Annotated in this window: 20 protein-coding genes and 1 tRNA gene; 13 read left to right on the top strand and 8 right to left on the bottom strand. The window is 72.9% G+C overall.

The features are described 5' to 3' along the window. Positions 1 to 325 precede the first annotated feature (325 nt). From IE274_RS15855 to IE274_RS15845, 3 genes are all read left to right on the top strand, one after another. A complete protein-coding gene (locus IE274_RS15855) occupies positions 326 to 1,963 on the top strand; it encodes an MFS transporter (protein WP_229909566.1) in 1,638 nt (545 codons plus the stop codon). A 205-nt stretch (positions 1,964 to 2,168) separates the two neighbouring features. Then, positions 2,169 to 2,582, top strand: a complete 414-nt coding sequence (locus IE274_RS15850; protein WP_190116355.1) for a DUF485 domain-containing protein — start codon at positions 2,169 to 2,171, stop codon at positions 2,580 to 2,582. 13 nt (positions 2,583 to 2,595) lie between these two features. After that, entirely contained in the window at positions 2,596 to 4,179 is a 1,584-nt protein-coding gene (locus IE274_RS15845; protein WP_190116518.1) for a sodium/solute symporter, read from the top strand. 20 nt (positions 4,180 to 4,199) lie between these two features. On the opposite strand, the gene IE274_RS39505 is transcribed toward IE274_RS15845, so the two are convergent. From IE274_RS39505 to IE274_RS15830, 3 genes are all read right to left on the bottom strand, one after another. Next, positions 4,200 to 5,159: a cellulose-binding protein gene (locus IE274_RS39505; RefSeq protein ID WP_229909565.1), complete on the bottom strand. Its 960-nt coding sequence runs from the start codon at positions 5,157 to 5,159 to the stop codon at positions 4,200 to 4,202. A gap of 326 nt (positions 5,160 to 5,485) precedes the next feature. Further along, positions 5,486 to 8,503 carry an SUKH-4 family immunity protein gene (locus IE274_RS15835; RefSeq protein WP_190116354.1) on the bottom strand — a complete coding sequence of 1,006 codons (3,018 nt, stop codon included), beginning with the start codon at positions 8,501 to 8,503 and terminating at the stop codon, positions 5,486 to 5,488. A gap of 7 nt (positions 8,504 to 8,510) precedes the next feature. Continuing rightward, a complete protein-coding gene (locus IE274_RS15830) occupies positions 8,511 to 9,500 on the bottom strand; it encodes an SMI1/KNR4 family protein (RefSeq protein WP_190116353.1) in 990 nt (329 codons plus the stop codon). Between the two features lie 266 nt (positions 9,501 to 9,766). Between IE274_RS15830 and IE274_RS15825 the strand changes: the two genes are divergently transcribed. Together IE274_RS15825 and IE274_RS15820 are read left to right on the top strand one after the other, a co-directional pair. Then, positions 9,767 to 10,333, top strand: coding sequence for a YwqJ-related putative deaminase (locus IE274_RS15825; RefSeq protein WP_190116516.1), 567 nt, complete (start codon positions 9,767 to 9,769; stop codon positions 10,331 to 10,333). A gap of 89 nt (positions 10,334 to 10,422) precedes the next feature. Then, positions 10,423 to 10,911: an SUKH-3 domain-containing protein gene (locus IE274_RS15820; protein ID WP_190116515.1), complete on the top strand. Its 489-nt coding sequence runs from the start codon at positions 10,423 to 10,425 to the stop codon at positions 10,909 to 10,911. Between the two features lie 30 nt (positions 10,912 to 10,941). Here the strand turns inward: IE274_RS15820 and IE274_RS15815 are convergent, their stop codons facing one another. Further along, the gene (locus IE274_RS15815; protein ID WP_190116352.1) at positions 10,942 to 12,291 is read right to left on the bottom strand and encodes a sensor histidine kinase; all 1,350 of its coding nucleotides are present in this window, start codon (positions 12,289 to 12,291) and stop codon (positions 10,942 to 10,944) included. Positions 12,292 to 12,521: 230 nt separating this feature from the next. Here IE274_RS15815 and IE274_RS15810 point away from each other — a divergent pair. The 6 genes from IE274_RS15810 to IE274_RS15785 all read left to right on the top strand — a co-directional run bounded on the left by IE274_RS15810 (position 12,522) and on the right by IE274_RS15785 (position 17,416). Beyond that, positions 12,522 to 12,592, top strand: a tRNA-Gln gene (locus IE274_RS15810). 184 nt (positions 12,593 to 12,776) lie between these two features. Further along, positions 12,777 to 14,243, top strand: a complete 1,467-nt coding sequence (glmU, locus tag IE274_RS15805; RefSeq protein WP_190116351.1) for a bifunctional UDP-N-acetylglucosamine diphosphorylase/glucosamine-1-phosphate N-acetyltransferase GlmU — start codon at positions 12,777 to 12,779, stop codon at positions 14,241 to 14,243. A gap of 124 nt (positions 14,244 to 14,367) precedes the next feature. Next, the gene (locus IE274_RS15800) at positions 14,368 to 15,354 is read left to right on the top strand and encodes a ribose-phosphate diphosphokinase (RefSeq protein WP_190116350.1); all 987 of its coding nucleotides are present in this window, start codon (positions 14,368 to 14,370) and stop codon (positions 15,352 to 15,354) included. A 211-nt stretch (positions 15,355 to 15,565) separates the two neighbouring features. Next, positions 15,566 to 16,156, top strand: a complete 591-nt coding sequence (locus IE274_RS15795) for a 50S ribosomal protein L25/general stress protein Ctc (RefSeq protein WP_190116349.1) — start codon at positions 15,566 to 15,568, stop codon at positions 16,154 to 16,156. An 89-nt stretch (positions 16,157 to 16,245) separates the two neighbouring features. Next, entirely contained in the window at positions 16,246 to 16,842 is a 597-nt protein-coding gene (gene pth / locus IE274_RS15790; protein WP_190116348.1) for an aminoacyl-tRNA hydrolase, read from the top strand. A gap of 118 nt (positions 16,843 to 16,960) precedes the next feature. After that, positions 16,961 to 17,416, top strand: a complete 456-nt coding sequence (locus tag IE274_RS15785; RefSeq protein WP_190116347.1) for a hypothetical protein — start codon at positions 16,961 to 16,963, stop codon at positions 17,414 to 17,416. A gap of 149 nt (positions 17,417 to 17,565) precedes the next feature. On the opposite strand, the gene ppc is transcribed toward IE274_RS15785, so the two are convergent. After that, positions 17,566 to 20,352 (bottom strand): phosphoenolpyruvate carboxylase, encoded by a 2,787-nt coding sequence (gene ppc / locus IE274_RS15780; protein ID WP_372446989.1) that lies wholly within the window; start codon positions 20,350 to 20,352, stop codon positions 17,566 to 17,568. A gap of 440 nt (positions 20,353 to 20,792) precedes the next feature. On the opposite strand from ppc, the gene IE274_RS15775 reads away from it, so the two are divergent. After that, a complete protein-coding gene (locus IE274_RS15775; RefSeq protein ID WP_190116346.1) occupies positions 20,793 to 21,824 on the top strand; it encodes an acyl-CoA desaturase in 1,032 nt (343 codons plus the stop codon). After that, positions 21,821 to 22,540: a TetR/AcrR family transcriptional regulator gene (locus tag IE274_RS15770; RefSeq protein ID WP_030360634.1), complete on the top strand. Its 720-nt coding sequence runs from the start codon at positions 21,821 to 21,823 to the stop codon at positions 22,538 to 22,540. Before IE274_RS15775 ends, IE274_RS15770 begins: the two co-directional genes overlap by 4 nt. Before the next feature lie 27 nt (positions 22,541 to 22,567). On the opposite strand, the gene IE274_RS15765 is transcribed toward IE274_RS15770, so the two are convergent. From IE274_RS15765 to IE274_RS15755, 3 genes are all read right to left on the bottom strand, one after another. Continuing rightward, a complete protein-coding gene (locus IE274_RS15765; protein WP_229909563.1) occupies positions 22,568 to 23,152 on the bottom strand; it encodes a Uma2 family endonuclease in 585 nt (194 codons plus the stop codon). A 116-nt stretch (positions 23,153 to 23,268) separates the two neighbouring features. Beyond that, entirely contained in the window at positions 23,269 to 23,637 is a 369-nt protein-coding gene (locus IE274_RS15760) for a VOC family protein (RefSeq protein WP_190116345.1), read from the bottom strand. After that, positions 23,637 to 24,467 (bottom strand): trans-aconitate 2-methyltransferase, encoded by an 831-nt coding sequence (locus IE274_RS15755; protein WP_190116344.1) that lies wholly within the window; start codon positions 24,465 to 24,467, stop codon positions 23,637 to 23,639. The genes IE274_RS15760 and IE274_RS15755 overlap by 1 nt, the downstream gene beginning before the upstream one ends. Positions 24,468 to 24,481 lie beyond the last annotated feature (14 nt).

Below are 24,481 nucleotides of genomic sequence, written 5' to 3'. Positions count from 1 at the left end.
TCTTTTGCTGGGGAAAACCCCACCCCCGAAGCTGAGGTTCGTCTCAGTGCTCGGGGCCCGTGCTCCGGCCCCGCGGCATAAAGCCAATCTAAGGACCAGGTCAGACGCTCTCGTCCTCCGCCGGTACCAACGTCTCCCTGTCCGTAGTACGGAGGTCCCCCTAGGGGATCTCCACCCGGCGGTGGAGCGCTTCTCAGGGTCGCTCCACCCTCTCGCCGACCGGGATCCCCTCCTGTCTGCCGAGAGAACCTCCACCCTCCCCTCAGGGGCCCGACCGGTGAGAAGGTGACCCGAGGCAATAGGTGCAGGGGGAAGGAATCTTGGGATGCCGCAGGACGAGGCGGGGACACCCGGGCCGGACCACGTGCACGACCGCCGCCCGGACCGGCGCGGAGCCGTCGTCGCCGCGCTCATGCTCGTCATGGCGCTCGCCGCCCTCGACGCCACCATCGTCTCGACGGCCGTCCCGCAGATCGTCGGCACCCTCGGCGGCTTCTCCGTCTTCTCCTGGCTGTTCTCCGGCTATCTGCTCGCCGCGACGGTCACCCTGCCGGTGTACGGCAAGCTCTCCGACACCTTCGGCCGCAAGCCCGTCCTGATCGCGGGCTGCGTCCTGTTCCTGCTCGGCTCGGCCCTGTGCGCGCTCGCCTGGAACATGGGCGCCCTGATCGCCTTCCGCGTCGTCCAGGGCCTCGGCGGCGGCGCCCTCCAGGGCACCGTCCAGACCCTCGCCGCCGACCTGTACCCGCTCAAGGAGCGCCCGAAGATACAGGCCAGGCTGTCGACGGTGTGGGCCACTTCGGCGGTCGCGGGCCCCGCGGTGGGCGGCCTCATCACCGCGTACACGGACTGGCGCTGGATTTTCCTGATCAACCTGCCGATCGGTGCGCTCGCACTGTGGCTGATCGTTCGCCACCTGCACGAACCCGCCCGTACGGCCGGGGCGCCCGGGTCGCGCGGCGAGGTGTGGAAACGTATCGACTGGCCCGGAGCGCTCGCCGTCTTCGCCGCCGGGGGCGTGCTGTTGACCGCGCTCGTGCAGGGTGGGGTCGCCTGGGGCTGGCTGTCCGCGCCGTCGCTCGCGCTGTTCGCGGGCGGGCTGTCGTGCGTCGTGGCCGTCGTCGTCATCGAGCGGCGCGCGGCCGACCCGATCATCCCGGGCTGGGTGTGGCGGCGCCGCCCCATCGCCGCCGTGAACCTCGCGCTCGGCTCGCTCGGCCTGGTGATGGTGGCGCCCACGGTCTTCCTGCCGACGTACGCCCAGTCGGTGCTCCAACTCGCGCCCATGGCCGCCGGTTTCGTGCTCTCCGTGATGACCCTGAGCTGGCCGGTGTCGGCGGCGCTCAGCCAGCACGTGTACCGGCGCATCGGCTTCCGCAACACCGCGATGCTCGGCATCGGCGCCGCCGCGTGCGTCCTGTTCGCCTTCCCGCTCCTTCCCTACCCCGGCTCGGCCTGGCAGCCCGCCCTGCTCATGCTGCTGCTCGGCGCGGCGCTCGGCCTCTTCCAACTCCCGCTGATCGTCGGCGTCCAGTCGACCGTCGGCTGGGCGGAGCGCGGCACGACCACCGCCTCCGTCCTGTTCTGCCGCCAGATCGGCCAGACGGTCGGCGCCGCGCTGTTCGGCGCGGTCGCCAACGGGGTGCTCAGCGCGAAGCTCGGCGGCGCGGGCTCGCTGGACGCGGTGGCGAAGGCGCTGGACGACCCGGACTCGGTGGCGGACGCGGACCGGCTGCGGCGCGCGGTCGACGCGGCCGTCGACGCCGTGTACGTGGGCGCGGCGTGCGCGGCGGTGGTGTGCCTGCTGGTGCTGCTGTTCGTGGCGCCGCGACGGTTCCCCGTCATCCAGGAGGCACCGGCGGAGTCGGGGGCACCGGAGGGGCCCGGCGCGCCCAGCACGCCCAGCGCCCCCGGCACGTCCAGCGCCCCCGGCACGACCGATACACCCGGCACACCCGGCTGAAACTCGGTGCCCCTGACACTCAACACCCGTCCCAAAAGCCCTGGTTGACCCATTCGCCGCCCGCCGAGACCCCCACCGAACCCATACCGACCGACCAGTATGGCGAAAACCCCGCGCGCCCCCTCTACCAGCAAGTAGCGTTCTCGCCCCTCGCTCCCTCGCGGTCCGCACCGGACCGAAGCCGCGCTTGGAGAGGAGAACCGGGATGACCCGCCCTCCGCACGACTCGTCCCCGTCGTACGCCACCTACCCCTGGCAGCCCGTCCCCCCACCGCCACCACCCCCACCCCGCTCCGCACCCCGCCACCCCGCGCTCGGCAACCACCGTGACCTGCGCGTCCTGCGCACCGCCTACCGCCGCCAGCGCCGCGTCGCCACCCTCACCGCGCTCGGCTACTTCACCCTCTTCCTCACCCTGTCCGGCTGCGCGCCGTCGCTCATGAACAGCGAGGTCTCCGGCGGCCTGACGACGGGGCTGCTGCTCGGCCTCGTACAACTGCCGGTGATGTGCGCCGCCATAGCGCTGTACGAGTTCACGGCGCGGCGACGGCTCGACCAACTCGCCGCGCGCCTGCGCAAGCTGGCGGAACTGGAGGCGAGCCGTGACGAGCGCCGCTGACACCGCGCAGAGCATGTCCCTGGTGGCCTTCACCGCCGTCGTCACGCTGACGCTGCTGCTGTGCGTGATGACGGGCCCGGACCGCGACGGGCTCGGCGAGTTCTACACCGGGTACGGCAGCCTCACGCCGCTGCGCAACGGCCTGGCCATCGCGGGCGACTACATCTCCGCCGCGTCCGTGCTCGGCACGACCGGCGTGATCGCGCTGCTCGGCTACGACGGCGTGGTCCTGGCCCTGAGCACGTCGCTCTCCCTGATGCTCCTGATGTTCCTGCTGGCCGAACCGCTCAGGAACGCGGGCAGGTTCACGATGGGGGACGTACTGGCGCGCCGGATGCCGGGCCGGGTGGTGCGCGCCACCGCCTGCGCGGCGACGCTGGCCGCCCTGCTCCCCCTCATGCTGGTCCAACTGGCGGGCGCGGGCGATCTGCTGGCGTTCATCCTGGGGTTCTCGAGCCCCGGCCTGAAGACCGGGTGCGTGATCGCGCTCGGGGCGCTGATGATCAGCTACGCGGCGATCGGGGGCATGAAGGGCACCGCGCTCATCCAGATCCTCAAGATCGTGATCCTGCTGGGCTCCGGCACGGTCGTCGCCGTACTGATCCTGCGCCGCTTCGACTGGGACCCCGGGGCGCTGCTCGCCGCCGCGCAGCGCGGCAGCGAACTGGGGCCCGCGTACCTCCGGTCGGGGCTGCAGTTCGACGGCGGGGCGGCGCCACGCCTGGACATGATCAGCTCCGAGCTGACGGTGGTGCTCGGCGGGGCGTGCCTGCCGCACATCACGATGCGCATGTACACGGCCCGCAGCGCCCCCGAGATACGGCGCTCCTTGTCCTGGGCGGTGTCGTCGGTCGCCCTCTTCGTCCTGATCATCACGGTGATCGGTTTCGGTACGACGGCGATGCTCGGGCGGGCGGCGGTGTCGGCGCACGACGCGCAGGGGAACACGGCCTATCTCCTGGGTACGCGGGCGGTGTTCGGCCCGGACGCGTCGACCGCGGAAACCCTCCTCTTCACCACAGTGGCCACCGCGATCTTCCTCACCCTGCTCGCCTCGGTGGCCGGCATGATCCTGGCCTGCGCCAACTCCCTCGCACACGACGTGTTCGCGGCCTGCCGCCGCGACCTGCCGCCCCGCAAGGAGATGACGCTCGCCCGCGGCTGCGCCCTGGCCGTGGGCGCCCTGGCGATCACCCTCGCCGTCCTCATCCAGGACCGCAGCCTCCAGCCGCTGGTGACCCTGTCGTTCTGCCTGGGCGCGTCGGTACTGGCCCCCGCCCTGATCTACACCCTGTTCTGGCGCCGCTTCACCCGGGCGGGCCTCCTGTGGACCCTCATCGGCGGCACCGTCGGCTGCGTCGTCCTCATGACCGGCACCAACCTGGTCTCCGGCTCCCCCAACGCCGCCTTCCCCGCCCACGACTTCAACTGGTTCCCCTTCACCACCACCGGCCTCGCCTCCATCCCCCTCGGCTTCCTCCTGGGCTGGCTCGGCACCGTCACGTCCCGCCCCCCGGTCCAGCGCGAGCAACGGGCCCGCTACGAGGCGGTGGAGCCGTTCATCCTGGCGGGGGCTCGCGGGGCGCGTGGACGGTAGGCGGTGACCACGGGCCCGGGTCAGGAGTCCGTGCCGGAGGCGGGGCCCGGGACCGTGCCCGGGCCGTCGTCCGGGGTGCGGTCGGGGTCGTCCTGGGGGCCACGGCCGGTCAGGGCGGCGAGGCTGCTGCGCACGTTGTCCATGTGGGCGCGGGCCTCGTCCCGGCGTTCACCGTGTTCGCGGAGGGTGCGTTCGGTCTCGCGGACGATGCGTTCCTCGCGCATGCGGGCGCGGGCGAGCAGGTCCGCGGCGCGGGCCTCGGCATTCTCCTGGCCGTGCCGGGTGGCCTCCTCGGCCTGTGCCTTGGCCCGTTCGGCGGCGGCGAGGCGGGCCTCGGCGGCGGCGACGAGGGAGGCCTCGTGGGCCTCGGCCTCGGCTTCCCGCTCGGCGATCTCGCGTTCGGCGGCCTCCCAGCGTTCGGTGTGCTCCTTCTCCAGGTCGGCGAGGAGCCCGCTGGTGCGCTGCCGCATGTCGCGCAGCGCGGCAAGCGCCTCGCCGCGCCACTCCTTGGCATCCGTACGGGCGCCGAGCCGCACCTCGTCGGCGGTGGCGCCGTCCGCGAGCAGCCGCTGCCGGGCCCGTTCGTCCGCCTCGCCGCACACCGAGTCGGCGTACGCCCGCGCGGACTCGGCGAGCGCCGCCGCCCCGGCCGCCGCGGCCTCCTCGGTCTCGCGCGCCGCGGCCGCCGCCGCGTCCCGTACGGCCGCACCCTCCTCCTCGGTCAGCACGAGGAGGTACTGCGCGCGCTGCCCCAGCGTCTCGTACGTCTGCGGAGCGAGCCGCGCGACGACCTCGCGCATGCGCGCGGCCTCCGCGTCCATGTCCCTGGCGAGGACGGTGAGGCGGGCGGCCCGCTCCCACGCCGCGTCGCGGTCCTGGGACAGCGCGTCGGCGTAGACCTCCACCTGCCCGGGACGGTAGCCGCGCCCGCGCACGGCGACGAAGCCATGAGGTGATACCGACACACCGCTGCCGCTCATCCTTGATCCCCTCTTTCGCCCACACAGACTCTCGCCGTCGCGCCGACCGCGTACAACGCGATTGGCGCACATCTTGATGGATCAAGCGGAAGTGGTCATAACGCGACACTCCGCCCATCCCATCCGGTCAAGGATGCGTCAATTGGCGCCAGAAGTCGGAATCGGGTTGTCGTCAAGCAGTACGACGAAGCTCTGAGCGAGCTCGGCGAGCCACCCGCGTACGCGAGCGCGCACGAGCGAGGCGCCCGACCTGTTCCCCAGGTCGGGCGCCTCGTTCAGCTGTTTTCCCGTGCCTCGTACGGGTTACGGGAGCCGGCTCGGGCGGATCACAGGAGTCCGTCCCACATCTGCTCCAGGAGCACCGACCACCAGCTCTCCGGCGAGGCGAGCGCGGCCGGGTCGAGCGCGGCGAGCTGCGTCTGGAAGTCGACGGTCCAGCGGCCCGCCTGCTCCTGGTTGAGCCCGTAGCGCAGCCGCCACATCCGGCCGAGCAGCCCGAGGCAGCGGACGAACTCGGGCAGGCCGGTGTTCACGAACTGCGGCGGCACCGGCGCACCGCCGGGGCCCGCCTCGACCGGCACGGCCACGATGTTCGCGGTGCCGTACTGGACGCAGATCGCCCGCCCGAAGTCACTGCCCATGACGAGGTACGAACCGGAGTCCGACGCGGGCTGCACACCCCGCTCCTGCGCCATCTCGGCCAGCGTGGGCACCGGACGGCCCGGCTGGGCCTGCGCCCAGAAGAACGGCCCGAAGTCGACGGGAAGACCCGCCACGACGAGCGTGTGCGCCACCACGTCCGGCACGCCCTGGCGGGACACCGACCGCTGGTCGAACCGGAAGACCCCCGGGCCGAACGCCCCGGCCAGCTCCTGGGCCACACCCTCCGGCGGCACCGCGGGCGCGGGCGGCACCTGCGGCAGCGGCGCGCGCACCGGCGCGGGGCGCGCCGGGCCGTCCGCGACCTGGTGCAGCTCGCCCTGGTGCGCGAGCAGTTGGTGCATGCCCCCCTGCCGCGAGGCGTGGTCCTTGCCGTACGGCGCGATCGAGGTGATGCGCGCCTGCGGCCAGGTCTCCCGGATCATCCGCGCGCAGTACGCGCCCGGCAGATCGCAGGACTCCAGCTCGGTGTGCAGCTCCAGGACCTGGTCCGGCGGGATGTTCATGGAGCGCAGCTCGTGGAAGATCTGCCACTCCGGGTGCGGCGTACCGGGCGCCGAACGCCGGATGACCTGCTGCTCGGACCCGTCGGGCGCGCGGTAGCGCAACACGGCCTGGTAGCCGGGGCCGACGGTGGGCTGACCGGTCGGCGGCTGAGGGTAGCCGTACGGCTGGCCGGGGGCCATGCCCTGGGCGGGCGGGGGCATGCCGGGGGCACCCGGGCCTCCGGGTACGCCGGGGGGCAGGGGGGCGCCGGGCATACCGGGGGCGCCGGGAGCGCCGGGCGGCATGGGTGCGCCGGGGCCGCCGACGGCCGGGCCCGCGAGCATGGTGGCGGCGTGGTGGACGCCGCCACCCGGGGCTCCGGGGGCGCCGGGAGCGCCAGGCGCACCGGGGGCTTGCGGGGCACCGGGCGCACCAGGGGCTCCGGGCGGGCCGGGGGGCTGCGGGGCGCCGGGCGCGCCAGGGGCGCCAGGCGGCTTCAGGCCACCGCCCAGGCTCGGGTCGGCCAACATCGTCGCCGCGTGATGCACAGCACCGGGGGGCGTACCCGGCGCACCGGGAGCACCGGGAGGCTGCGGGGCGCCAGGGGCGCCAGGCGGACCGGGAGGCTGCGGGGCCCCGGGGGCACCAGGAGCACCCGGCGCGCCCGGCGGCTTCACGCCGCCACCCAGGCTCGGGTCGGCCAACATCGTCGCCGCGTGATGCACACCACCGGGGGGCGTACCCGGCGCACCGGGAGCACCCGGAGGCTGCGGGGCGCCGGGAGCCGCGGGCGCGGCAGGCGCACCAGGAGCCCCAGGGGCACCCGGAGCCTGGCCGTCCGGCCCGAGCGGCGACATCAGCTGCGTCGGTACGTATCCACCCGCGGGCGCACCCGCACCCGGAGCAGCCGGAGCACCGGGAGCACCCGGAGCACCCGGAGCACCCGGAACAGGCTGGGCACCCGGAGGCGGCGTACTCCCGGCGGGAACGCCAGGCGCACCACCCGGGACACCCGGCGCACCCGCGCCGGACGCGTCCGGACCCTGCGGATACCCGTACGGAGACGGAGCGCCCGCCCCCGAACCACCGGGCGGCGGCGGCAGGTGGGGACCGCCCACCGCCGAACCAGCCGGAGGCGGCGGCATGGTGGCCCCGCCGACCGGAGACCCGGCGGGCGTGTACCCCGCGGGCGGCGGCAGGTCGGAACCGGGCACCGCGGCACCCGCGGGCGGCGGCGGCAGGTCCGGACCCGGCGCACCGGTCCTGGGCTCGTCCAGGGCGGGCGCGATCGCCGTCCTCGGGAGCTGGCTGCCGCCGGACATCAGCGCGGTCTTGGCCTCCGGGGGCACCGAGGGCGGCTGCTCCTCGTTGCCGTCGCCGCCGTCGAACGTCAGCGGCGGCGAGAACACCGTCGCGGGCAGCGGCACCGCCACGTCGTCGGCGTCCGTGTTCGTGTCCGTACCGGCCCACGGCGTCGCCGACGCGGGCACCCCGGGCGCCGCCGCCCCGGCACCGGCGCCGGAGCCCGACGCGCCACCCGGCGCCCCGGCCGAGGGCCACGGCGTACCGCCGTCGGGCACACCGGGGGCGGCCTGCGCGGCCGGAGCCTCGGGCGCGGCCGCCGGACCCGGCCCGGCCATGGTCGGAAGCGGCTCGCCCACCGACGGCCCGGAAGCCCCCGCAGCGGCAGCGACGCCGGCACCCGCACCGGAACCGGCGCCAACTCCCGTACCGGAACCGGCATCGGCAGAATCACCAGCACCGGCCCCAGCACCACCTTGGGCGCCCCCACCAGTGTCCCCACCGGATCCCCGACGATCCGGAATCCCCAGCTTGTCCGCCGCCTCCTGGAGCCACTCCGGGGGGCTCAACAGGAACGACGTCTGGTTCAGGTCCATGCGCTGGGGCGGCTCGGGAGCCGGATCGGGTGCCGACTCCGGCACGCCGTACTCCTCTTCGTAGCGGCGGATCACCTCGCCCACCGGCAGGGCGGGCCACAGGGTCGCCTCGCCGCTGTCGCGGGCGATGACGAGCCGCTGGTGGCCGCCGTCCGAGCGGGGGCCGCCCTCGCGGTCCTCCGCCCACACGACGAAGCCGAGCTCGAACTCCCGCACCCGCACCTCGCGGTGGCCGGGCGCGGCCACGTCACCGTTGATCCATTCCTCGGCGCGCTCCTGCGCCTGCGCGAAGGTCACCATTCGGAGCTCACTCCCCCACCGGGACGGCGCGCGCGAAGCCGCCGTCCACCATCAGGTTCGCCACGGTCTCCAGCTCGGGCGGGCTGCCCGCGAGCCGGGAGAGGAAGGCGTCGAAGTCGTCGCCGCACGGCAGCAGCAGCCGCTGCACGCGCTCGGCGGGCGCCCAGGAGGCGTCCACGTCCCGTACGTCGTCGTACGCGCAGAACCACACCGAACCGATCCGGTCGCCCTTGACCTTCACGGCGAGCAGGCCGCCCTGGACGAAGCCCACGCCCAGGTAGTCCTTGGTGAGGTGGTCGCGCAGGCACTTGTTGACGTACAGGATGTCGTTGATCGCGGCCTCGTCGCGGACCGTGAAGAACGGCTGGTCGACGAGGAGCCCCAGCTCCGCGTCGAGGGCCGTGCCGACCGGGGCGCAGCCGCCGGCCGCCTTCAGGAAGGAGCGGTAGGCGCCGGGCAGGCGGTAGCCGAGGTCCTCCTCGACACCCGCGATCTGGCCCTCGGTGACGGCGACGGCCGTCTTCGGCAGGGCCAGGTGCGCGGGCCGGGTCTCCTGCAGCGGGCGGGTGCCGCGCTTGTCCTGGTCGACGGGCGCCGTGGCGATGCCGCCGTGGTGCCGGAGCAGCGCCTTGACCTCGACCGGGACCAGCTGCAGGCGGCGGCTGTCGCGCGCGTGGTGCCAGGTCCAGCCGTGCGGGGTGGCCACCGCGGGGATGGTGTCCCACAGCTCGTGGCCGGACGCGGCGAGCGCCGCGTTCGCCGAGACGTAGTCCGTCAGCCGCAGCTCGTCCACGCCGAAGCCCGCGGGCGGCTCGGCGATCTCGGCCGCGGCGCGCGCGTACGGCGCGAAGTCCGGGAAGCCGTCACCGTCCACCCGCACCCCTCTGGGGTGCCGGGCGGCCCGCACCGGGTCCGGGAAGTGGACCACCTGCCCGGCGTAGGCCGCGTTCGGCGGCGCGGCTTGCTGCCCGAGCCGACCTGGCCCACCTTGCGTCATGGCGGATGCCCTCCTGCGGCACTGTGAGGTTCACGGACAGCGACAGCCTAAGCGTAAGAACGGCACCGGTCACCGGGCCCCGGATCCGTGACCACCCGCCACGAACCCGTCACCCAGAGGCGAAACCCAGGCGTGTCGTACAGCCCCAGCTTCCGCACCACGCGCCCCATTTGGCAGTCTGTTCCCGCAACGCGGGGGCGTGGCACCGGCGGCTGACACCGCGGGCACGGGGAGGGAAACACCACATGCACACGGCACCAACCGGCATGTCCAACGCGAACGGCACACCTGTCACCAGCTCCGGAACCACCCGCACGACACCCGGCCCGGCGCCCGGCTCGACCGCCACCGCCGACCCCGGCGACCCGCGCGTCGGCTGGAGCAGCGAGCCCGTCGGGGCCCCGGTCCTGCACCACCGCCGCGACGGCATCCTGCCCACCGTGGCCGCCGCCCTTTCGGTCCGCGGCACCACCCTGACCAGCACCCCGAGGCGCGGCGAGGACCTGCCCGACCTGCATCCGCTCGTCCAGGACTTCCTCGACGCCCTCACCAGCGGCCAGCGCGAGCGCTTCACGGGGCGCTGCGCGGAGGCCGTCCTCATCTCCCGGCACCTGACCACCGCCGACGCCGGGCGTTCCAAACGGGCCTCGCGCAAGCCGATGACCAACGGCGAAGCGCGCAAGGCCCTCAAGCACGCCAAGCTCACCACCCGCCGCATCCGCGAGGACGGCGACCCCCTGCACGGCGCCTTCGCCCGCCCGTGCCGCTCCTGCACCGCCCTCACCGCGCACTTCGGCGTCCGCGTCGTCGACCCGACCGCGCCCGACGCGTGACGCGGGCCGCCAGCCCGCTGACGACCCCCGGTGCCGCGCGCACCGGCCGCCGCCATCCGCACCCGCACCCGCACCACGAGGGCAATGCCATGCACACCGAGAACTCCACCCGCTTCCCCGTGCCCGTCGACGCCGCCCTGCGCACCGCCGGCTGGCGCCCGGGCCGCTGGGACATCAAGCAGGCCGAGATCTGGGCCGACGTCCTGCGCCGGCACACCTCGCCCGCGGGCCACCAGCACGCCGTGTTCCCGGCGGCCGTGGAGGCCTGGGCGGAGTTCGGCGGGCTGCACGTCACGCCGCAGGGGCCCGGCCGCCAGATAGCCCCGGCGACCCTCCACCTGGACCCGATGTACGGCCTGCACATGGCCCGCACCCTCGGCGACCTGGGGCGCGCGCTCGGCACGGAGGTCTGTCCGATCGGCGAGGAGACCCAGACACAGGCGCTGCTCGCCATGGACGCGGAGGGCCGGGTCTACAGCCTCGACCACAGCGGCGACTGGTTCCTGGGCCGCCACCTCGACCAGGCGCTCACCACGCTGGTGGCGGGCACACAGCCGGTACGGCTCACGACGGGCTGACGCCCCGCCCCCGCACCCGTATGAGGAAGATCACTGACCGGCCGACGCCGGCAGCACCGCCGACACCTTGAACCCGCCCGCGTCCGTCGGCCCCGACACGAACACGCCACCGAGCGCGGTCACCCGCTCCTTCATGCCGACCAGGCCGTTGCCGCCGCTGGGCAGCAGCACCTCGGCCGGGCCGGCCTCCGGGGGCGGGCCGTTCTCCACCTGCATGGCGATCTCGGCGTCGCGGTGCGCGAGCCGCACATAGGTCTTCGCACCCGCGGCGTGCTTGTGGACGTTGGTGAGGGCTTCCTGGACGACGCGGTACGCGGTCTCCTCCACGTCGGCCGCATAAGCCCGGGTGTCGCCGTCCACGGACAGGTCGACGGCCATGCCCGCGGCCCGCGACTGGTCCACGAGCTCGTCCAGCTCGGCCAGGCACGGGCCTTCGGGAAGCTCGGGGGCGGCGGCGCCGGGGCCCGCGACGGGCCCGGCGCGCGAGGCGGCCCGGTCGGCGGCCTCACCGACGGCGGCCAGCGGGACGGGCGCGGGGGCGGGCGCCGGTTTCGGCGGGGTGTCACCGGCCCGCAGCACGCCCAGCATCTGGCGCAGCTCGGTCAGGGCCTGGCGGCCCATGTCGCCGACCAGGGCGGCGTTCTTCACGGCCTTCTCCGGGTCCTTGCGGGCCACGGCCTGCAGCGCCGCCGCGTGCACGACCATCAGGCTCACCCGGTGCGCGACCACGTCGTGCATGTCGCGGGCGATCCGGGTGCGTTCCTCGCCGCGGGCCCACTCCGCGCGCTCCTCGGCGCGCTCCGCGAGCAGTTGCAGCTCCCGCTCCAGGCTGTCGGCGCGCTCGCGCAGGGACTCCATGAGGCGGCGGCGCGCGCCCACGTACAGACCGAGGAGGACCGGCGGGGCGGTGACGCCGAGGGAGGTGCTGATGGCGATGAACGGTATGAAGCCCTCGCCGATGGTCAGGTCGCCGTTGGCCATGTCCTGGTTGGTGCGCACGAACGTGACGATCAGCGTGCCCGCGAGGGACATGCCCGCGAGGGCGCCGATGATGCGGCGCGGCAGCTCGGAGGCGGCGAGGGTGTAGAGGCCGACGATGGCCATCAGGATGCCCATGCGGGCGGGCGTGATCGCGACGGAGATCAGCACGACCGCGATCGGCCAGCGGCGCCGCAGCACGAGGGCGGACCCGGCGAGCACCCCGAAGGTCACGCCGACCGCGACCGGGATGCCCGCGTCGTCGGCGAACTGCACGCCCTCGACACCGCACTCGGACGCGGACGCGAGGCCGAGCCCCACGTCCAGGACGGCACTGCGCCGCCTCTCCCACCACCACGGCCCGGTCCTGGCCGCGGTGTCGCTTTCCCCCGTCGTGGTCATGCCTTCCAGCGTACGGGCGTCGGCGTCGCGTTTTCCGGTGAGTTTCGGGCCCGGCGGCCCCGGGCTGCGCGGGGACGCACCGGACGGCGCGGGGATGCACCGGGTCGCGCGCCGAGTGGTGCACCGGGCCCAGGGCGCCGACTCGTACCGTCGCACCGGAGGCAGGCCGTACGGCATAGTGTTAGCCGCACGCCGAGCCGGTGATCCCACCGGGGCGGCGCGCGGCCCATTCCCGGGTCGTCTAATGGCAGGACAAATGGTTTTGGTCCATTGAATGAGGGTTCGATTCCTTCCCCGGGAGCAGTACGCCGAGCGGGTCCCCACCATCACGGTGGGGACCCGCTTCGCGTGTGCGGGCCCGCGCGCGGGTCGGCGTTCCCCGGGCGGCTGGTCCGGGCTTGCCCCGGGGCATGCGGCCGCCCCACTACGCCCCGGTATCCTGCGGATGACCACTCCCCAAGCATCCGAAGCCGAAGGGCACCCCTGTGAGCGCCAATCGCCCGGCAGCCGTCGTCGTCCTCGCAGCGGGTGAGGGCACCCGTATGAAGTCGGCCGTGCCGAAGGTCCTGCACGAGATCTGCGGCCGTTCCCTCGTCGGACACGTGCTCGCCGCCGCCCGCGAGCTGTCCCCCGAGCGCCTGGTCGCCGTCGTCGGGCACGAGAGCGAGCGCGTGATCGCGCACCTCGCCGGGATCGACCCCGAGGTCCGCACCGCCTTCCAGGCCCAGCAGAACGGCACGGGCCACGCCGTGCGGATGGGCCTGGAGGAGCTGGGCGGCGCCCCCGGCAGCATCGACGGCACCGTCGTCGTGGTCTGCGGCGACACCCCGCTGCTGACCGGCGCGACGCTCACGAGCCTGGCCGCCACGCACTCCGCCGACGGCAACGCCGTGACCGTTCTGACCGCCGAGGTGCCCGACGCGACGGGCTACGGCCGCATCGTGCGCGACGGCGCGTCCGGCGCCGTGACGGCGATCGTCGAGCACAAGGACGCGACGGACTCGCAGCGCGCCATCCGCGAGATCAACTCCGGTGTGTTCGCCTTCGACGGGCAGCTCCTCGCCGACGCCCTCGGCAAGGTCCGCACCGACAACAGCCAGGGCGAGGAGTACCTGACGGACGTCCTCGGCATCCTGCGCGAGGCCGGGCACCGCGTCGGCGCCTGCGTCGCCGGGGACCACCGCGAGATCGCGGGCATCAACAACCGCGTCCAACTCGCCGACGCCCGCCGGGTCCTGAACGACCGGCTGCTCACCGAGGCGATGCTCGCGGGCGTCACCGTCGTCGACCCGGCCTCCACCTGGATCGACGCGGGCGTCACCGTCGAGCGCGACGCCGTGGTGCACCCGGGCACCCAGCTCCAGGGCCGCACGCACCTGGGCGAGGGCTGCGAGGTCGGCCCCAACACCCGGCTGAAGGACACCACGGTGGGTGCGGGCGCCCGCGTGGACAACACCGTCGCGGACAACGCCGAGGTGGGCGAGCAGGCGAGCGTCGGCCCGTTCGCGTATCTGCGGCCGGGCACCCGGCTCGGTCTCAAGGCCAAGGCGGGTACGTACGTGGAGATGAAGAACGCGACGATCGGCGAGGGCACCAAGGTCCCGCACCTGAGTTACGTGGGCGACGCGACGATCGGCGAGTACTCCAACATCGGTGCCGCGAGCGTGTTCGTGAACTACGACGGTGAGGCCAAGCACCACACGACGGTGGGAGCGCACTGCAAGACGGGTTCGGACAACATGTTTGTGGCGCCTGTCACGATCGGCGACGGCGCCTACACCGCCGCGGGTTCCGTGATCACGAAGGACGTGCCGGCCGGTTCGCTGGCCGTCGCCCGTGGCCAGCAACGGAATATCGAGGGTTGGGTGGCCCGCAAGCGGCCGGGCAGCGCGGCGGCGCGGGCCGCCGAGGCAGCCGCCCGAACCCCTGAGACCCCGGCCGGCGAAAGCTGACCGGAAACAGGTGCGCCTGACACCGCGTACCGTGATAGGTGCACAAAGCTGATAGGTGCACGAAATCGGCTGGTTCGCGCGAGTACACCTCGCGACCAGGGAACACGTCTGAGGAGACTGTGCTGTGAGCGGGATCAAGACGACCGGCGAGAAGAAGATGATGTTCTTCTCCGGCCGCGCCCACCCCGAACTGGCCGAGGAGGTCGCGCATCAGCTGGGCATCGGCGTCGTGCCGACCAAGGCCTTCGACTTCGCCAACGGCGAGATCTACGTGCGGTACCAGGAGTCGGCGCGCGGCGCCGACTGCTTCCTGATCCAGAGCCACACGGCTCCGATCAATAAGTGGATCATGGAGCAGCTGATCATGATCGACGCTCTGAAGCGGGCCTCCGCGCGGAGCATCACCGTGATCGTGCCGTTCTACGGCTACGCCCGCCAGGACAAGAAGCACCGCGGCCGCGAGCCCATCTCGGCCCGCCTGGTCGCCGACCTGATGCAGGCAGCGGGCGCCGACCGCATCGTCACCGTCGACCTGCACACCGATCAGATCGTCGGCTTCTTCGACGGCCCCGTCGACCACCTCTTCGCGCTGCCGATCCTCGCGGACTACGTGGGCGCCAAGGTCGACAAGGACAAGCTCACGGTCGTCTCCCCGGACGCCGGGCGCGTGCGCGTCGCCGACCGCTGGTGCGACCGCCTGGGCGCCCCGCTCGCGATCGTGCACAAGCGCCGCGACAAGGACGTGGCCAACCAGGTCACCGTGCACGAGGTCGTCGGCAACGTCGAGGGCCGCGTCTGCGTCCTGGTGGACGACATGATCGACACCGGTGGCACGATCTGCGCCGCCGCCGACGCGCTGTTCGCGCACGGCGCCGAGGACGTCATCGTGACGGCCACGCACGGCGTGCTGTCCGGCCCGGCCGCGGACCGCTTGAAGAACTCCAAGGTCAGCGAGTTCGTGTTCACCAACACGCTGCCGACGCCGAACGAGCTGGAGCTCGACAAGATCACGGTCCTGTCGATCGCCCCGACGATCGCCAACGCGGTCCGGGAGATCTTCGAGGACGGCTCGGTGACCAGCCTCTTCGAGGAGCAGAGCGGTCCCGCGTAGCCGTTCCGCCCGGTCCTCCCGGGCGCCCCGCAAGATCCTTTTGGGTGCGGCCTTCCTTCCGAGTAGACTGTGTGAGTTGCTCGGCGAGGGAGGCCGCATTCGCGTTCGTAGGAACGCAGTCTGCGGCGGTCCGTTATCGACGCGCTCTTCGTAGCAGGCCAGTCGTGGCCGGGTGACCACATCAGTTCACCTTTTCTACGAGGAGTGCACCATGTCTGAGGTCAAGCTCAGCGCCGAGATCCGCACCGAGTTCGGCAAGGGCGCCGCCCGCCGCGTCCGCCGCGAGGACAAGGTCCCCGGCGTCCTGTACGGCCACGGCACCGACCCGGTCCACATCACCCTGCCCGGCCACGCCCTGCTCATGGCCCTGCGCACCTCCAACGTCCTGATCTCCCTGGACATCGAGGGCAAGACCGAGCTCGCCATCCCGAAGGCCGTCCAGCGCGACGCCCTCCGTCAGGGCATCCTCAAGCACGTCGACCTGCTCATCGTGAAGCGCGGCGAGAAGGTCAACGTCGAGATCCCCGTGGTCGCCGAGGGCGAGCTCGCCCCGGGCGCCAACCTCCTGGAGCACGTCCTCAACGCGCTTCCGGTCGAGGCCGAGGCCACCCACATCCCCGAGTCCCTGAGCGTCTCCATCGCGGGCCTGGAGGCCGGTGCCTCCGTCCTCGCCAAGGACATCACGCTGCCCTCGGGCGTCTCCCTGGCCGTCGAGGACGACACCGTCGTCCTGCAGGTCCTGGCCGCGCAGGCCGAGGAGGCCCCGGCCGAGTCCGCGGACGACGCGGCCGCCGAGGCCTGATCCTCAAGACCGGCAGTACCGACCGCCGCTCAGCGCCCTGGCGCTGGGCGGCGGTTGCGCTATGAAGGTGCCATGAAGGAGACACACAGATGACGACGGACCCCAGCGCACCCTGGCTGATCGTGGGTCTCGGCAACCCCGGCCCCGGCTACGCCATGAACCGCCACAACGTCGGCTTCATGGTCGCCGACCTGCTCGCCGACCGGATCGGCGGCAGCTTCAAGCGGGCCGCCAAGGCGCAGGCGCACGTCCTGGAGGGCCGCATCGGCCCGATGGGCCCCGGCAGCCGCCGCGTCGTCCTCGCCAAGCCCGCGTCGTACATGAACCTGTCGGGCGGCCCCGTCACCGGGCTGCGCGACTTCTACAAGGTGCCGACGGCCAACATCGTCGCCGTCCACGACGAACTCGACATCGACTACGGCGTGCTGCGCCTGAAGCTGGGCGGCGGCGACAACGGCCACAACGGTCTGAAGTCGATGACGAAGGCGATGGGCGCCGACTACCACCGGGTCCGCTTCGGCATCGGCCGCCCGCCGGGCCGGATGCAGGTCGCCGACTTCGTCCTCAAGGACTTCTCGTCCGCCGAGCGCAAGGAACTCGACTACTTCGTGGACCGCGCCGCGGACGCGGTGGAGTGCCTGGTGACCGAGGGCCTGGAGCGGGCGCAGAGCGCGTACAACTCCTGACGCGCGGCGCCGCCCGGCGCGCGCGTTTGCGACGTTCGCGGACGTACGCGGGTGAATCAACGGCCCGCATCCCGGCCGGTGTTGACTGACTGCAGTGCTTTCCCCAAGGATCGCCGCCATGCCCGCCTACCTGCTGCGGGCCGCGGCGACGCTCCTCGCGGCCCTGATCCTGACCGCCGGTGTCTGGGCGTCGTGGGGGACGGCGCGGCACGTGATGGTGCCCGAGGACGGGCAGCAGCGGGGCATGCTGTCGCTCGCCCGCTGCGGCGGCGACGAGTGCACCGGCCCGTACGCGCCCGCGTCCGGCGGCAGACCCCGGGACCGCGTCGTCATCGACAAGTCGGTCGCGACCCACAAGGGCGAGCGCATCCCGGTCGTCGTCAAGCCCGACTCCGACGAGGCCGTCCGCACCGGCGGCCCCGGCTTCCTGCACGCCTGGCTGCCGCTGGGCGGCTCGCTGCTGCTCGCCGCGGTGGTGGTGGCCGGGGGCCTGCGGCTGAACCGGGTGGCGGCGGTCCTGGCGCTGGCGGGCGGGATCCAGCTGACGGCGGCGTTCGCGGCGCTGACGCTCTGACTCTCCGCCACGGCCGCTGTGACGCGGCTTCCTCAGCACAGCCGAGGACCCCGCACCCGTGACACAGCCGAGGGCCCTGCATCCCTTACACGGCCGAGGGCCCCGCACCTTCTCCCGGTGCGGGGCCCTCGGCCTGAAGTGCGCGGCTGTCAGCCGGTGTTGCGCAGCCCCGCCGCGACCCCGTTGACCGTGAGCAGCAGTGCCCGCGCGAGCAGCGGGTCGGCCTCGTCGCCCGCGGCCGCCGCGTCGCGCTGCCGCTTGAGGAGCGCGACCTGGAGGTAGGAGATCGGGTCCAGGTAGGCGTCGCGGATCGAGAAGGTCTGCTGGAGCACCGGGTTGGAGTCGAGCAGCCGCTCGCCGCCGGTGACGCGCAGGACCTCGGCGACGGTGAGCGCGTGCTCGGCCTCGATGGCCTCGAAGACGTGCTTGAGGTCCTCGGGCACCAGCGTGTCCACGTAGTGCCGGGCGATGCGCAGGTCGGTCTTGGCGAGCGTCATCTCCACGTTGGAGATGAAGTTCCGGAAGAAGTGCCAGTGCTCGTGCATCTCGTCGAGGACGCCGTCTCCTCCCAAGGTGGCCGTCAGGCCCGCCTCGCGCAGCGCCTTGAGACCGGAGCCCACACCGAACCAGCCGGGCACGATCTGCCGCGACTGGGTCCAGCCGAACACCCACGGGATGGCGCGCAGGCCGTCGAGCGAGACGCCCGAGCCGGGGCGGCGGGAGGGCCGGGAGCCCAGGTGCAGGTCGGCGAGCTGGTCGACCGGCGTGGAGGCGAGGAAGTAGGTCGGCAGGTCCGGGTCCTCGACCAGCTCGCGGTACGCGGCGTGCGCGGCGTCGGACACGACGTCCATCGCGGCGTCCCAGCGGGCCAGGGCCTCGTCGGACTGTCGGGGCGCGGTGTGCAGGGCGGAGGCCTGGAGCGTGGCGGCGACCGTCAGTTCCAGGTTCTCCCGGGCCAGGGACGGCACCAGGTACTTGTCGGAGATGACCTCGCCCTGCTCGGTCACCTTGATCTCGCCCTCCAGGGTGCCCCAGGGCTGGGCGAGGATCGCGTCGTGCGAGGGGCCGCCGCCGCGGCCGACGGTGCCGCCGCGGCCGTGGAAGAGCCGCAGGCGGACGCCGTAGCGGTGCGCGACGTCGCGCAGGCGGCGCTGGGCGCGGTGGATCTCCCACTGCGAGGTGGTGATGCCGCCGAACTTGGAGGAGTCCGAGTACCCGAGCATGACCTCCTGCACGTCCCCGCGGAGCGCGACCAGCCTGCGGTACGACGGGTCGGCGAGCATCTCGTCGAGGATGACGTCGGCGGCGCGCAGCTCGTCGGTGGTCTCCAGGAGCGGCACGATGCCGATCTTCGCCCAGCCCGCGTGCAGGTCGACGAGTCCGGCCTCGCGGGCGAGGACGGCGGCGGCGAACACGTCGTCGGCGCCCTGGCACATGGAGATGATGTACGACTCGATGACCTCGGGCCCGAACACGTCCAGGGCCTTCTTGACCGTGCCGAACACCCCGAGCGTCTTCTCCCCGGCCGCGTCCAGGGGCGCGGGCGAGGGGGCCAGCGGGCGGCGCGAGCGCAGCTCCTTGGCGAGCAGCTTCTGCCGGTACTCGCGCGGCATGTCCGCGTACCGCCAGGACTCCTCGCCGAGCCGGTCGAAGAGCTGGCCGAGGGCGTGGTGGTGGGCGTCGGCGTGCTCGCGCACGTCCATGGTGGCGAGCTGCAGGCCGAAGGCGGCGAGCGTGCGGATGGTGCGGTTCATGCGGCCGTCGGAGAACAGGCCGCCCTTGTGGGCGCGCAGCGACGTCTGGATGAGCGTGAGGTCGTGCAGCAGCTCGGCCGTGCCCAGGTAGTCCCGGCCCGGCTCGTGCGCGGTGCCCTTGGCCAGGCGCTGCTTGGTGTTCTCCAGCTTCTGCCGGACGCAGGTGGCCTTGAGGCGGTAGGGCTCCTCGGCGTTGAGGCGCTTGTAGCGGGGGCTGATCTCCGGGAGCAGCTCCAGGTCGCACTGGAGGGAGTCGAGCAGTTCCTCGGTGGCTCCGGTGTAGCGGATGGAGTTGGAGAGGAAGCCGCGCAGCTCGTCGATCAGCTCCAGGGCGTCGTTGATGCCGTGCTCGTGCTGGAGGATCAGGACTTCCCAGGTGACGTCGGGCGTCACGTTCGGGTTGCCGTCGCGGTCGCCGCCGATCCAGGTGCCGAAGGTCAGCGGGCGGGTCCCGCTCGGCAGCTCCACGCCGACCCGCTCCAGCTCGGCGGTCAGGTCCTCCAGGACGTCGCCGACGGCGCCGGCGTGCAGCTCGTCCAGGTAGTAGATGGCGTTGCGGGCCTCGTCGGCGGGCTCGGGGCGGACCACGCGCAGCTCGTCGGTCTGCCAGACGAGGTCGATGTTCTCGGCCAGACGGGTGTCGTGGCGGCGCCGGTCGGACTCGATGACCGGGGTCTCCAGGAGCTCGGCGACGCGGCGCAGCTTGTTGAGCACGGAGCGGCGGGCGGCCTCCGTGGGGTGCGCGGTGAAGACGGGGCGCACGTTCAGGTGCTCGACGGTCTGGCGCAGGTGCTCGGGGTCGGCGTCCTTGAGGCGGTCCGCGGTGCGGGCGAGCAGGCCGCCCTCGGCGGCGCGCCGGGCCCGCAGCTCGCGGCCGCGGTGCACCTGCTCGGTGACGTTGGCGAGGTGGAAGTAGGTGGAGAAGGCGCGCACCAGCTTCGCGGCCGTCTCCAGCTCGGTGCCGCCGAGGAGGCGGGCGGCGGCCTCACCGTCCTCGCGGGTCAGGCTGCGGACCTTCTCCACCAGGTCGAGGAGTTCGGGGCCCTCCTGGCGTACGAGGGTCTCGCCGAGGAGGTCGCCGAGGCGACGGATGTCGGCGCGCAGCTCGCTGTTCGCACCGGCCGAGGCGGTCGTGGTGCTCGCGGTGGCGGCGGTAGCGGTCTGGTCGTCGGCACTGCTCACAGGTGCGGCTCCTTGCGGTGAATCCCGCCGGTTGGCGTGGCGGAAGACTGGGTGGGCACGTCTGGGAGGGGTCCCGGCGGTGGAACCGGGGGAGATACAGAGCGGACCGCGCTGTCCGACCGATCCAAGGATAGGTGTCGACGGTCCGGGCCGATTCGCTGCCTCTTGCCGCGATGTCGCGCACTGCGATACTTACGAGGCCGTAACCTACGGTCCCGTAGCCACGTGTGTGAGCGGGCCCTGCCATGGGCACCCGCCCGTCCGGCGCCTTCCCACCCGGCACACGTCGACACCTCCGAATCTCCCGCACGCCGAAGTTCCCGCAGTCCCCATCCCAGCAGCCCGCATCTCCCGCAGTCCCCATCCCGGCAGTCCGCATCTCCCGATTTCCCGCGGTCCGCATTTCCGCAGTCACCCTCGACCCCCCAGGGGAAGCCCCTATGACCACGAGCCCCGACGTCATCGACGAAACAAAGGGGGCGCCGGCCGGCGCCCCGCCCTCCTCCGCGACCCTGGGCGGTGAACAGAAGCGCTCCGTGGAGCAGCTCGCGCTGCTCCTGTTCATCACCGTCCCGTTCCTGGCCCTGGTGGCGGCCGTGCCGCTGGCCTGGGGCTGGGGGGTGAGCTGGCTGGACCTCGGCCTGATGGTGTTCATGTACTACCTGGGCTGCCACGGCATCACCATCGGCTTCCACCGCTACTTCACGCACGGCTCCTTCAAGGCCAAGCGCCCGCTCCGGATCGCCCTGGCGATCGCCGGGTCCATGGCCGTCGAGGGCCCGCTGGTCCGCTGGGTGGCCGACCACCGCAAGCACCACAAGTTCTCCGACGCGGACGGCGACCCGCACTCGCCGTGGCGCTTCGGCGAGACGGTCCCGGCCCTGATGAAGGGCCTGTGGTGGGCGCACATCGGCTGGCTGTTCGACGAGGAGCAGACGTCGCAGGAGAAGTACGCGCCCGACCTGATCAAGGACTCGGCGATCCGGAACGTCTCGCGTCAGTTCGTGCTGTGGACGGTCGTCTCGCTCGCGCTGCCGCCGGTGGTCGGCGGCCTGGTCACGATGTCCTGGTGGGGCGCGTGCACGGCCTTCTTCTGGGGCTCACTCGTGCGGGTGGCGCTCCTTCACCACGTGACGTGGTCCATCAACTCGATCTGCCACGCGGTGGGCAAGCGCCCCTTCAAGTCCCGCGACCGCTCCGGCAACGTGTGGTGGCTCGCGGTCCTGTCCTGTGGCGAGTCCTGGCACAACCTGCACCACGCCGACCCGACGAGCGCGCGCCACGGTGTGATGCGCGGCCAGCTCGACTCGTCCGCGCGGCTCATCCGCTGGTTCGAACAGCTCGGCTGGGCGTACGACGTGCGGTGGCCGTCACAGTCCCGCATCGACGCCCGCCGCAAGGCGCCCGAGGGAGCCGAAGGGGCCGGTGCGATTCCCGCCCCGGGCAAGCCCCAGGCCGCAGACGCGGCATGATGGACCACGTGGCGACCGACCCCAGCAATCCGAGTACGACGCGCTCCGCGCGGGCCCCGCAGGGCTCCGCGAGTTCGAACAACGACAAGCCCCGGCGGGCCCGCCGGACCCGGATGACCGGCGCCGAGCGCCGTGAGCAACTGCTGGACATCGGCCGCACCCTCTTCGCCGCCAAGGGCTTCGAAGGCACCTCGGTGGAGGAGATCGCGGCCAAGGCCGGTGTCTCCAAGCCCGTCGTCTACGAACACTTCGGCGGCAAGGAAGGCCTGTACGCGGTCGTGGTGGACCGCGAGATGCGCCAGCTCCTCGGCATGGTCACCGGCTCCCTCACCGCCGGGCACCCCCGCGAGCTCTGCGAGCAGGCCGCCTTCGCCCTCCTCGACTACATCGAGGAGTACACGGACGGCTTCCGCATCCTGGTCCGCGACTCCCCCATCCCCCAGTCCACCGGCTCCTTCGCCTCCCTCATCTCCGACATCGCCACGCAGGTCGAAGACATCCTCGGCCAGGAGTTCAAGACCCGCGGCTTCGACCCGAAACTGGCCCCCCTGTACGCCCAGGCCCTCGTCGGCAGCGTCGCCCTCACCGGCCAGTGGTGGCTCGACGTCCGCAAGCCCAAGAAGGCCGAGGTGGCCGCCCACCTGGTCAACCTCGCCTGGCACGGCCTGGACGGCCTGGAACCGAAGCCGCGCCTGATAGGGCACCGCAAGTCCTGACGGCCCCTGCCCCGGCGAGCGGGGCCGTCACGTCCGGGTGACGTCATCCCCGATGGCCAGGCCCTTGGCGGGGCCTTCGGGGATGACGGCGTCCTTGCCGTACGGGATGCGGTGCTCGTCGGTGTATTCGGCCTTCTTGGGCTCCGGTGAAGTGAGGACCGTGATGGCACCGTCGCCGTCATGGTCATCGACGACGACATACACCGGGATGCCCGCGCGGGCGTATTCGCGGCGCTTGCGGACACGGTCGCGCTCGATGTCGCGGCGGCCCGGAGAGGCGACTTCGACGATCATGGATACGCCGGACGCGTCGACACCGAGGTCGTCCTCGTCGGGAATCTCGTCGAGCTCCAACGGACCGACGAAGAGGTCCGGGATCCAGGACCTGCGGTGGTGGATGACGTCGACATCCTGATGCGCCGCGTCGTCACCGCCCGCGAGGTGCGCGTCGAGCGCCCTGCGGAACCGACTGATGAGCACGGCGTGACGACGGCGGCCGGTGGGCGACACCTCGATGGCTCCCTCGATGATCTCGGCGCGGTAGCCCTCGGGGAGCGCCATGGCCTGCCAGGTCTGCCACAGGTACTCGTCCAGGTCGAAGGACTGGTCCAAGCCCAGGGACTGGCTGCCGTCCTCTGCGGCACAAGCGACGCAAGGACCGTACGAACGTGCGTCGCCCGGCCGCAGGCATATGCCCATGGCCCGCCCGAAACGAGTGAGGTCAGTCGTCAGACGCTGCCCAGGGGCTCCAGGAACTCCAACCGGTTCCCCACCGGGTCCTCGGAGTAGAAGCGCCGGTGGCCGGGGAGGTGGTCGTCCCAGGTGACGCGCGCGCCGAGGGCGGCGACCCGGGCCGCGTACGCCTCGATGCCGCTGACGAGCAGGCCCGGGTGCGCCTTGCGGGCGGGCCGGAAGTCGGCCTCGATGCCGAGGTGCAGCCGGACGGCCCCCGCCTCGAACCAGCATCCCCCGCGCCCCGCGAGAACAGGCGGCTTCAGCACCTCGGCCATCCCGAGCACGTCCACGTAGAACGCCCGCAGCGCGCCCTCGCTGCCGGGCGGAGCGGCCAGCTGCACGTGGTCGACGGCGGCGAGCATCAGGCCGCACCGCCTTTGCGGGCCACCGCGAAGAGCCGCCGGAAGGGGAACACGGTCCCGTGCGCCCCGGCCGGATAGGCCACGCGCAGCAGGTCGCGGTACTCGCCCAGGAACGCGTCCCGAGCCTCCGGGTCGTCGGCGAGGGCGGTGAGGACGGGCCGCAGGCCGGTCCCCTTGACCCAGTCGAGGACGGGATCGGCGCCGGTGAGGAGATGCTGGTACGTGGTCGACCAGACGTCCGCCGCACAGCCGAGCCCGGTGAGCAGCTCCAGATAAGCGGTGGGCTCCAGGACGGCGTCGGCGTGCCGCAACACCCCGTCGAGCCGCCCGCGCCAGCGCGAACTCCCGCACAGCTCCCGCATCAGGGCATGGCTGGGCGCGTCGAAGTTGGCGGGCATCTGGACGGCGAGCACCCCGCCGGGCCGCAGCGCGGCCACCCAGTCGGGAAAGCGGTCGACGTGCCCCGGCACCCACTGGAGCGTCGCGTTCGACAGGATCAGGTCGTACGTCCCGGGGCCGGGCGCCCACGCGCCCGCGTCGGCGCCCGCGAACTCCAGGCGGCCACCGCCCGCCGTGGGCCCGGCGAGGGCCTGGGCCTGGCGCAGCATCTCCGGCGAGTTGTCGTAGCCGGTGATGTGCGCCTCGGGCCAGCGCTCGGCGAGCAGGAGGGTGACGTTGCCGGGCCCGCAGCCCAGGTCGGTGATGCGGGGCGCGGGGGCGGTGGGCAGCGCGGGCACCTGGGCGAGCAGGTCCCGGAAGGGGCGGGCACGGTGGCCGGAGTGACGCAGGTACTGGTCCGGGTCCCAGGTGGGCGACGCGGTGGACGGCATGGGTGCTCCTCTGC

It is taken from the genome of Streptomyces flavofungini (assembly GCF_014650815.1).
GTDB lineage: Bacteria > Actinomycetota > Actinomycetes > Streptomycetales > Streptomycetaceae > Streptomyces > Streptomyces flavofungini.
Note: the sequence above shows the minus strand (reverse complement) of the source record. Positions and strands in the feature narration are given on the sequence as shown.